This is a genomic window from Gemmatimonadota bacterium (genome assembly GCA_009838845.1).
Taxonomy (GTDB): domain Bacteria; phylum Latescibacterota; class UBA2968; order UBA2968; family UBA2968; genus VXRD01.
On record VXRD01000131.1, the window covers coordinates 20216 to 29241 of the forward strand.

Here is a 9026-nt window from a genome sequence, read left to right on the forward strand (position 1 = left end):
AGGCTCACATACGGTATTTTAATTTGTATTCTCAGGAGGCATTAATGTCATTGTTTTCACTTGAAGGTCGCGTCGCCATAGTAACTGGAGCGGGGCGCGGGATTGGACGTGGTATTGCAGAGGGATTGGCTGCACAGGGCGCGAAAATTGTATGTGCTGCGCGCACGCGATCTCAATTAGACGAAGTCGTAGCCGCAATTCGACAAGCGGGAGGCGACGCAATCGCTTATGAAATGGACATGAAAGACCTGAACTCCGTGCGCGGCGGCGTCGATACAGCACTCGAAACGTATGGACAAATCGATATTCTCGTCAACAACGCGGGAATGAACATACGCGAGCCATTTGAAGACGTAACAGAAGAACACTACGACGAAATCATGGCCGTCAACTTGAAAGGCCTCTACTTCTTAACACAGACCGTAGTCAAACACATGATCTCGCGCAAACGGGGCAAAATCATCCACATCGGCTCATTGACAACCGACTGGTCCTTATCGCAAATTTCTGTCTATACCGCCACCAAAGGCGCAGTCGGGCAACTCGCCAAAGCCCAGACATTAGAACTCGGCAAGCACAACATCCAGGTAAACACAATATGCCCGGGCTTTGTGGTCACGCCATTGACCGAGCGACTCTGGGAAGATGATACAATGCGCGAATGGGCCGAATCCCGTCTGCCCATAAAACGCCTGGCAACACCCGAAGACCTCGTCGGCACCGCCGTATTCCTCGCCGCGCCCGCATCGGATTACGTCACCGGACAATCCATCTACGTAGATGGTGGCTTCATGGCCGGCGAAGCCTGGCCCTTGCCGCAGTAAAGGGGGAACAATGGCACAATATGGCGTACAACAAGAGGACTTTCACGGACACGCGCTCTACGTATTGCGCGATCTCGAAGCCAATTGTGAAGCCCGGGTCCTACCATCGGTGGGCAACAATTGCATCTCGTACAAAATCCCAAAAAATGATGGACTATTAGAACTCATTTACTCCCCACCTGACCCTGACACCCTGAAAGGCCGCGCCAGCGGATACGGCACCCCCATATTATACCCCTGGCCCAACCGCATAGACAGCGGCAAATTCACATTTGACGGCGCAGAATACCAGCTCGAAACCCCTGCCCCGGGCGAACACGCCTCTCACGGCTACGTCCACGAACGCCCCTGGCGCATAGTCGAAACCGGCACCACAGAAAGCGCCTGGATAACAAGCGTCTTCACATCAACGGACTTCCCCGAAATCGGCGCACACTATCCCTTCCCCTTTGAAGCGCAGGTAACATATCGTCTAAAAGACGGCGTGCTATCTCTCGAATTTGAAGGCACCAACGTGGGCAATAGCGACATGCCCGTCGGCCTGGGCATCCACCCCTATTTCCCCCTACCCCTCACAGAAAACGGCAACCGGGACCTGTGTACCGTACGCATGCCCGCATCGACCTACTGGCCCTTGCGCGACGACCCGATACCCACAGGAGAAATACTACCCGTTGACGGCACGGTATTTGACGTACGCGAAAACACGCCCTTAAAAGATCGGTATTACGACAACGTCTGGTCCGGCGTATCTATAGCCGATGGATGGAGCAGATGTGAGTATATCGACCCAACCGAAGGCATAACCATCGCAATGGAAGCCAATGATGCATTCCGAGAACTCGTACTCTACGCCCCCGACACCCGTCCCATTATCTGCTTTGAACCCTATACCTGTGTCACCAACGCCTTCAATCTGCAAAACCAGGGCATTGACGCGGGCCTGATACGCCTCCAACCCGGCGAAAAACTGACTGGAATAATGAAAATTGTGGGAGAAGCATGACCGACCGATTACAACAACAAATCGCATTTCTCCTCGAAATCGATAAACTCAAGCAAATCATTCGGCAAACCTATTTGCTCGACGAGACCCGCAAAGAAAACGACGCCGAACACTCGTGGCATTTTGCCATGTTTGCACTCATCCTCGCGGAATACGCGCCCGAGCCAGTAGATATCCTGAAAGTAATCAAAATGGCACTGGTACACGACCTCGTGGAAATCGACGCGGGCGACACCTTTCTCTACGACGAAGCGGGCAACGCCAACAAAGCCGAGCGCGAGGCAAAAGCCGCCGACCGCATCTTTGCGCTCTTGCCTGCAGAACAGGGCCGCGAAATACGCGCATTGTGGGAAGAATTTGAAGCAAAAGAAACGCCCGAAGCAAAATTCGCGGGCGCGCTGGACCGCTTCCAACCCTTTCTGCATAATTGCAATACTCAGGGACGCGCCTGGAAAGAACACGGGATCACTGCCGACCGCGTCTTACAAAGCAACAGCCACATCTCAATCGGCGCGCCCATTCTATGGAACCGCGTACAAGAATTGGTTGATGAAATGGTTGATGAAGGATATATTGATCCTGGGAAATAGAGAGCGAATGCCTGGAGGGAAGTACAAATTACGTGAGAATCATCAGTAAAAAAGCTCTGAGAGACTACTGGACCCGCGTCCCTGAGGCTAAATCAGAACTCGAAGCCTGGCATACAGAGGTAAAAGCGGCTAATTGGGCGTCGCCTGTTGATGTCAAAGCTAAATACGGAAGTGCCAGTATTCTAAAGGGCGGTAGAGTTGTGTTCAATATATGTGGCAACAGGTATCGTTTGGTGGTAAAGATTAATTACACATATCGAACGATCTACATTCGTTTTCTGGGAACACATCGAGAATACGACAAGATCAATGCGGAGACAGTGTGATGCACAAGCCAATAAAAACAGAAGCAGATTACAAAGCTGCCCTCGCACGTGCAGACGAGATTTTTGATGCAAAACCGGGAACATCAGAGGGTGAAGAGTTGGATTCACTCGTTACTTTGATTGAGCATTACGAAGATACAGCCTACCCAATTGACCTGCCCGACCCAATTACGGCCATCAAGTTTCGGATGGCCCAACAGGGGCTAAAGCCAAAGGACCTCGTCCCCTACATTGGAAATGAAAGTAAGGTCTCCGACGTACTATCGGGCAAGTGTCCTTTGAGTGTAGCTATGATCCACAAACTCATCAATGGCCTTGGCATTCCCGCCGAAGCGCTCTTGCAACAGCCAGACTCAAGCGCATCTCGCAAGCCATCAGAGAAAGTTTACCAAAAATGAACTGGGATAAATGCACAGCTGTCGAACGACATCCGGCCAAAATGAGTGGAGCCTGGGTATTTCGTGGAACGCGTGTCCCTGTATATGCCCTGTTCGAAAATCTTCGAGAAGGCGCTTCCGTTGAGCAATTTCTCGATTGGTTCCACGGCGTCGAAGAGTGGCAGGTGAAAGCTGTTCTGGATCACGAAGCAAAGGCCCTGAGGGATCTCTGTTTGACAACACCAATTTGATTATCGAGCCAAAATTTTACGGCCAACGGGAGGACCACACATGAGCGAAACACTCAAGGAACTATTGAACGACAGTTTTGACCGGCATGCAGACCGCACGGCGGTTCGCGTATTGCGTCAGCCAGAGGAACCCGGCGAAAGGCGATTGCAATACGTGCCGTTGACATATCGGCAATTGAAGGCACAGCGAGACCGATTGGCATCGGGCCTGGCGCAAATAGGATTGGAAAAGGGGCAGCGCATCGGACTATTGACCGATGGCGGTCTGGAATCTGTCCTGGTCTTTCTATCCTGCGACATACTGGGACTATCCGCAGTGCCGATCTGCAACAAATTGCCCGATGACTTGCTCGTACACAGCATCAACCATTCGGGCATTGCCTATTTGTTCACAGATGAAAGAAGTTTGGAACAGGTCGAGCGCGTGCGCGAACAACTGAACAATCCCCCTCAGATCGTCCTGACAGAAGGACAGGGCGATAACGCACGCTCATTTTTTGAACTAACGCAACAAGGCGCGGAATCACCGCTGCCAGACATAGCAATAGAACCCGATGACGAATCGAAAATCGTGTACACATCGGGATCATCGGGATTGCCCAAAGGCGTGATACAAACCCATCGCAATCTCGTCGGCAATATCCTATCCGTATGGGATACGATCAGCAACCGCGACCCGGTCATCTTATTCAAATCCGCGCCCGACTATCACACCATGGGCATATTAAATATCTATTACCCCCTGGCAAAAGGCTGGACACTGGACCTGGCGCGGTCGCCGGATCGCGTACTCGTGGATATTCGATATTCTGAACCCGAAGGTTTTTTAACCGTCCCCCTGATCTTAGACAAAGTATTTGGCAACGTGCGAAAAGAAATTGATGCTGGCGGTGCAAAAGGCACATTAATCGCCCGGTCACTGCGCGCCAAACAGCGCATTACACGCGGTGAAGCATCGTTCATCGACCGCCTCGTCAACGCCACACTGGGCAAAAAAATCGTCGGACAAATCAAAGAAAAACTCTCGCAGCGCGTGGGCAGCCGCCTCGAATTGTTAATCGTCGGCTCCGCAAAAGCCGACCCCGAAGCCCTCGACTTTTTCCAGGACGTACTGGACATCACCTCCCTCGAAGGTTATGGCGTCACCGAATGCAGCCCCCTGATCGCGGCAAATGTGCTGACCGGACAAAAAACAGGCACCGTTGGAAAGCCATTACAAGAAGTAAAAATCATCGCCGAAACAGGCGAGGAAATCGCCCACGGTGACCCAAAAACAGAGACCTATAGCGGCAGCGGCGATGGCATTGGCGAGTTGTGGGTACACGGCAACCACGTCATGACGGGGTACCTCAACGACCCCGAACGCACCGCCGAAGTACTCGTAACCGATGAAACGGGCAAAGTGTGGTATCGCACGGGTGATTTATTCAGCATGGACGACGAGGGATTCTTGACATTTCAGGGACGCTTTGGACGGCAATTTAAATTGAGCAACGGCGAATTTGTCAACCCAGAACGTCTCGAACGCATATTCGCTCGCGCATCGCTCATAGAACACGTCTTAATCTGCGGCGATCAGACCCGCACATTCCCACTACCCATCGTCACCGTAAATGTAGAAGAAGCACAATTGCAAACAGATATTCCCGATCTGCCCACAGACGATGAGGAAGCCCTGTACAGCCATCCCGCAATAGCCGAGCGCATCCGCGAGCAACTGTTAAAAGAAGCCACGGAATCTGGCCTTCCCGCGCACGAGCGACCACAAAAAGTGCTGGTCCTGCCAGACCAGTTGAGCGAAGAAACGGGAACCCTCACGCGGGGACTGAAAAAGGTCGTACCCAAGAGAATAGAAGAAATTTACGCAAACGAAATCGCCGCAGCTTATGACGGGTAATCCCCATGCCAATTTTCAATCCCAATAAACTGCGGCGCATTGGCCGCGAAGTCTTCGAACGCATAGGTGCAACGCCCGAAGAAGCCCGAATCGTGGCCGATCTGCTCGTATCGTCCAATCTCGCGGGACACGACTCGCACGGCGTAGTCCGCATTCCGCAATACGTATCCGGCGTTCAAAGCGGTCAAATACAACTCGGAACAACCGTGGAAATCGAACGGGAAACTGATGCAACAGCCGTCGTAAACGGGCACTGGGGATTTGGGCACGTAACCGCAACAGAAGCCATGCACATCGCCATCCAAAAAGCCCAAAAAAGTGCTGTCGGCATCGTAACAGTACACCAGTGCAATCACATCGGGCGATTGGGTGGCTATCCCGTCCTCGCCGCGGCTGAAAACATGGCCGGACTAATGAGCAACAACGGCCACGGCGCCGACCTCTCGATGGCACCGTGGGGAGGACTGGGACGCATCTTGCCCGCGAATTGCCTCGCCGTTGCATTTCCTTCGGACCGCGACTTTCCCATTGCGCTGGACCTGACCGCCGCAACTGCGGCAGGTGGCAAAATGCGGGTCGCTCTGGCCCGGGGCGAACGCGTACCCAAAAATTGGCTCATCGACGCCGAAGGCAACCCCACAACTGACCCCGCGGCTTACGTACACGGCAATGCCGCACTAACCCCCTTTGGCGACCACAAAGGATATGGCCTATCATTCATCTTCGACATCTTATCCGGCGCCCTATCCCCCGCCGGTTGCACCCGCGAAAATTCACCCGTAACGGGCAATGCCCTATTTGTACAGGCCATTCGCATCGATGCGTTCCAGCCCATCTCCGACTTTAAAGCCGAAATCGGACAATTCATCGACTACGTAAAATCGGCAAAAACCGCGCCGGGATTCGACGAAATACTCGTACCCGGTGAACGCTCCTACCGCACGGGCTGCGAACGCGAGGCAAATGGGGTCCCCATAGAAGAAACGACCTGGGAACAAATTTGCGAAACCGCAAAAAAATTCGATGTAGAAATTTAAAAATGCTTTAACCATCTACCTGCGTATCCATCTTACCACGATCCATCAAAAGGAAAAGGACATTTGACCTGTGGCTCAAACGGTTTATCTTGAAACATCTATTTTTAGCTTCTATTAAGATGGGACATATTCGCCGGATCAATACTCTATTGGGGCTTTATGTGCCAATGTTAATAACACCTCTGGAACTCATGGGAGATGAATAGCCATGGATACATATTACGAATTGATTGAAAGCATCCGAGAAAGCCGGAAGCTTATGTCTGAAGCATGCGATCATAATTCGGATAAATACATAGCCTATTTAAAATCGTTCAATACGAAGTATTCAGATCAAGTGAAATTATTCCAGGAATCGCAAGGCTCTAAGTTCGCAGGGCAGACAGCGCCCCTGAAGTAAACGACCATCCGCTGAATTTACTATCTCTTGCCCTCTGCCAACTACCTGCGGTAAATGTACTCTCCTTCTTATGGCTCCCTACCTCCAAATGGTATGAAACAATAACTCACAGCCTCAAAGAAAAAACCCGCCCTTACTTATAGAGCGGGTTTTTTGTTAAACCGCATTATTCTTTCGAATCAGGTGGATCAGGTGGATCAGGTGGATCAGGTGGATCAGGTGGTTCGGGCGGCGTAGGCGGTTCAGGCGCATCTCTCTCAATATCTTCATCTGAATGCAAGCTCAGACTGCCCCGGCCGAGTTCAATCGCAACCTTGGAACCGCCGCCATTGAGTTGACCCGTCACGACCTGTGAGGTACGCGACACGCCGGTAATAGACAGGGGCAGGTCGGTCTGGATACTTCCGCGCCCTACATAGCCGTGTACATCAACAGCCGAACCATCGGGAATGGTGAGATCGACTCCGCCATCTTTATTTTGAATCGCATAGTCATCGCCAATGGGTTTGTGTGGACGCACCGCAATATTGCCGCCGCGGCTTTGTATCATGACGCCCGCTTCGGGATTTTCAATTTCAACAGCACCCCGGCCTGTATGGACAGTAATTGCACCGGCAATATTTTTCAGGCGCGTTGTACCGCGATTATTTTTTGCAACCACACGTCCCCCAACCCGCTCGGCTTTAATTGAACTGTGGTTATTTTCTGCAATAAAATCGCCACCAATTTCTCGAACAGTGATGGGAGCAAGATTATTTTTTGCCTGCACATTGCCGCCTGCGCGGTCAACTTCAATCGGGCTATGCCCTGCTTTCACAGCAAAATCACCTCCAATTTCTCGAACGGCAACAGGTCCATGGCGTACATCCACCACGACATTGCCCCCTATATGATCACCCTCAAGCCTACCGTGATGTATGTTAATTTCGGCATTGTGCTCGATACTTCGACAGACGAAATCGCCGTGATGCGTTTTTACCGTAGCCGAACCGGAGACAGCATCGATACTCGTATCGCTATGGCGTGCGTCAATTGACAAATCACCGCCAGCATGTTGCACCGCAATATCGCCGTGGTGCTGCTTGATCCTTATATTGCCCGACGCGCCTTCAAAAATCGTTTTGCCATGGTGATTGTTGAGGACTGCTGCACCATCAATCTTGGGAAGCGTGATATTGCCGTGCCTTGCTCGCACATCGAGATCAACTTTTTCGGGATGACGCAACTCAAAGTCGATCCGCACAGATCGAACCGGATCGTCTTTTTTCCGTTTGGGCACATTGGGTTGTATCTGCACAGCACCAGACTCCCGCCGTATTTGAATATCAATCTGTTCGGCAAAAGTCTGCACCGCTTCTTCATCAGTTCCCCAAACCGAGATCTTCGCGTCAATCTGGACCTCATCGCGATCCCAAATTTTTGAGATAACATGGCCTCTTGGCGTCCGTACGGATAGACGATCAGAGACCTGGATCGGTGTTGTCTCAACAAATTGTCGAACAGCTTTTTCGGGATGCTTTCTATCGCTATCTTCCACCCATTGTGAAACGGCTTCAGACGCTGTTTGCATCGCCTCCTGAACAATCTCCCCCACATCGGGAATTGAGCGCGTGGCTTCGCGCACTATGCGATTGACATCGGGCATCGCCTCGCGCACCGCGCGTCTGGCTCTGGGCATCGCCTCGCGCAGGGTCTCTTGCGCTTCCCGGATGCGTTTTTGCACCTCAACCTGAATATCTGCGCCGCCAGAGCGTCGCCGTCGGCGTTGGCGCTGACGACTTCCATTGCGTCTGCGCTGGCGACCTTCACCTTGCGGTTCTTCTGCAGTATCCCCGAGCGCATCGAGTAATTTCACGGCGTCTTCTGCCGTTATTTTTCCATCCTGAATCATCTCGAGAACCTTCATGCGTTCTTCTTTCACGATATACTCCTTTCTTTATTTATCCTTTTAAGTTCTTCCGCTGCATCCTCCACTGAAATCTCACCGGATTCGAGACGGTCGAGAACCTCTTGCTGAGACGCAACGGACAAATCCTCCACCTCGGGATGTGTTCCCGTTGCAAAACCGAGTTCTGCAATCACATCGTCGAGATGATTGCGAATCGTGCTATAGGGCACGCGGAGTTCGCGCGTCATCTCTTTGACATTGCCGCGCAATCGGACAAATGTCTCGACAAAAGTCAGATTTTCGGGCGACAGACGGTTAAAAATTGTGGGCTGAAATTCTCCAATAACCTCACATTCACATCTCGTACAGCGAATGCGGGTGACAATCACCTCATTCTGGCAGGCAGGACATTTCTCAATAATTTTACGCA

At 51.8% G+C, this 9026-nt stretch carries 10 protein-coding genes; 8 read left to right on the forward strand and 2 right to left on the reverse strand.

What is annotated here, in order from left to right; genetic code table 11:
* Positions 1–44: 44 nt before the first annotated feature.
* The 8 genes from F4Y39_18480 to F4Y39_18515 are packed head-to-tail and all read left to right on the forward strand — an operon-like array spanning position 45 to position 6308.
* Entirely contained in the window at positions 45–824 is a 780-nt protein-coding gene (locus tag F4Y39_18480; GenBank protein ID MYC15716.1) for a glucose 1-dehydrogenase, read from the forward strand.
* A complete protein-coding gene (locus tag F4Y39_18485; protein ID MYC15717.1) occupies positions 781–1830 on the forward strand; it encodes an aldose 1-epimerase in 1050 nt (349 codons plus the stop codon). The genes F4Y39_18480 and F4Y39_18485 overlap by 44 nt, the downstream gene beginning before the upstream one ends.
* Positions 1827–2420, forward strand: coding sequence for an HD domain-containing protein (locus F4Y39_18490; GenBank protein ID MYC15718.1), 594 nt, complete (start codon positions 1827–1829; stop codon positions 2418–2420). The genes F4Y39_18485 and F4Y39_18490 overlap by 4 nt, the downstream gene beginning before the upstream one ends.
* 32 nt (positions 2421–2452) lie before the next feature.
* Positions 2453–2746, forward strand: a complete 294-nt coding sequence (locus F4Y39_18495; protein ID MYC15719.1) for a type II toxin-antitoxin system HigB family toxin — start codon at positions 2453–2455, stop codon at positions 2744–2746.
* Entirely contained in the window at positions 2746–3144 is a 399-nt protein-coding gene (locus F4Y39_18500) for a DNA-binding protein (GenBank protein MYC15720.1), read from the forward strand. The genes F4Y39_18495 and F4Y39_18500 overlap by 1 nt, the downstream gene beginning before the upstream one ends.
* Entirely contained in the window at positions 3141–3374 is a 234-nt protein-coding gene (locus F4Y39_18505; GenBank protein ID MYC15721.1) for a DUF433 domain-containing protein, read from the forward strand. The genes F4Y39_18500 and F4Y39_18505 overlap by 4 nt, the downstream gene beginning before the upstream one ends.
* 40 nt (positions 3375–3414) lie before the next feature.
* A complete protein-coding gene (locus tag F4Y39_18510) occupies positions 3415–5271 on the forward strand; it encodes an AMP-binding protein (protein ID MYC15722.1) in 1857 nt (618 codons plus the stop codon).
* Positions 5272–5276: 5 nt separating this feature from the next.
* Positions 5277–6308 carry an Ldh family oxidoreductase gene (locus F4Y39_18515; GenBank protein MYC15723.1) on the forward strand — a complete coding sequence of 344 codons (1032 nt, stop codon included), beginning with the start codon at positions 5277–5279 and terminating at the stop codon, positions 6306–6308.
* A gap of 566 nt (positions 6309–6874) precedes the next feature.
* Here the strand turns inward: F4Y39_18515 and F4Y39_18520 are convergent.
* Both F4Y39_18520 and F4Y39_18525 read right to left on the reverse strand, forming a co-directional pair.
* Positions 6875–8629 (reverse strand): hypothetical protein, encoded by a 1755-nt coding sequence (locus F4Y39_18520; protein ID MYC15724.1) that lies wholly within the window; start codon positions 8627–8629, stop codon positions 6875–6877.
* A partial coding sequence (locus F4Y39_18525) for a DUF2089 domain-containing protein (GenBank protein ID MYC15725.1) occupies positions 8626–9026 on the reverse strand: 401 nt, incomplete at its 5' end. The genes F4Y39_18520 and F4Y39_18525, both read right to left, overlap by 4 nt.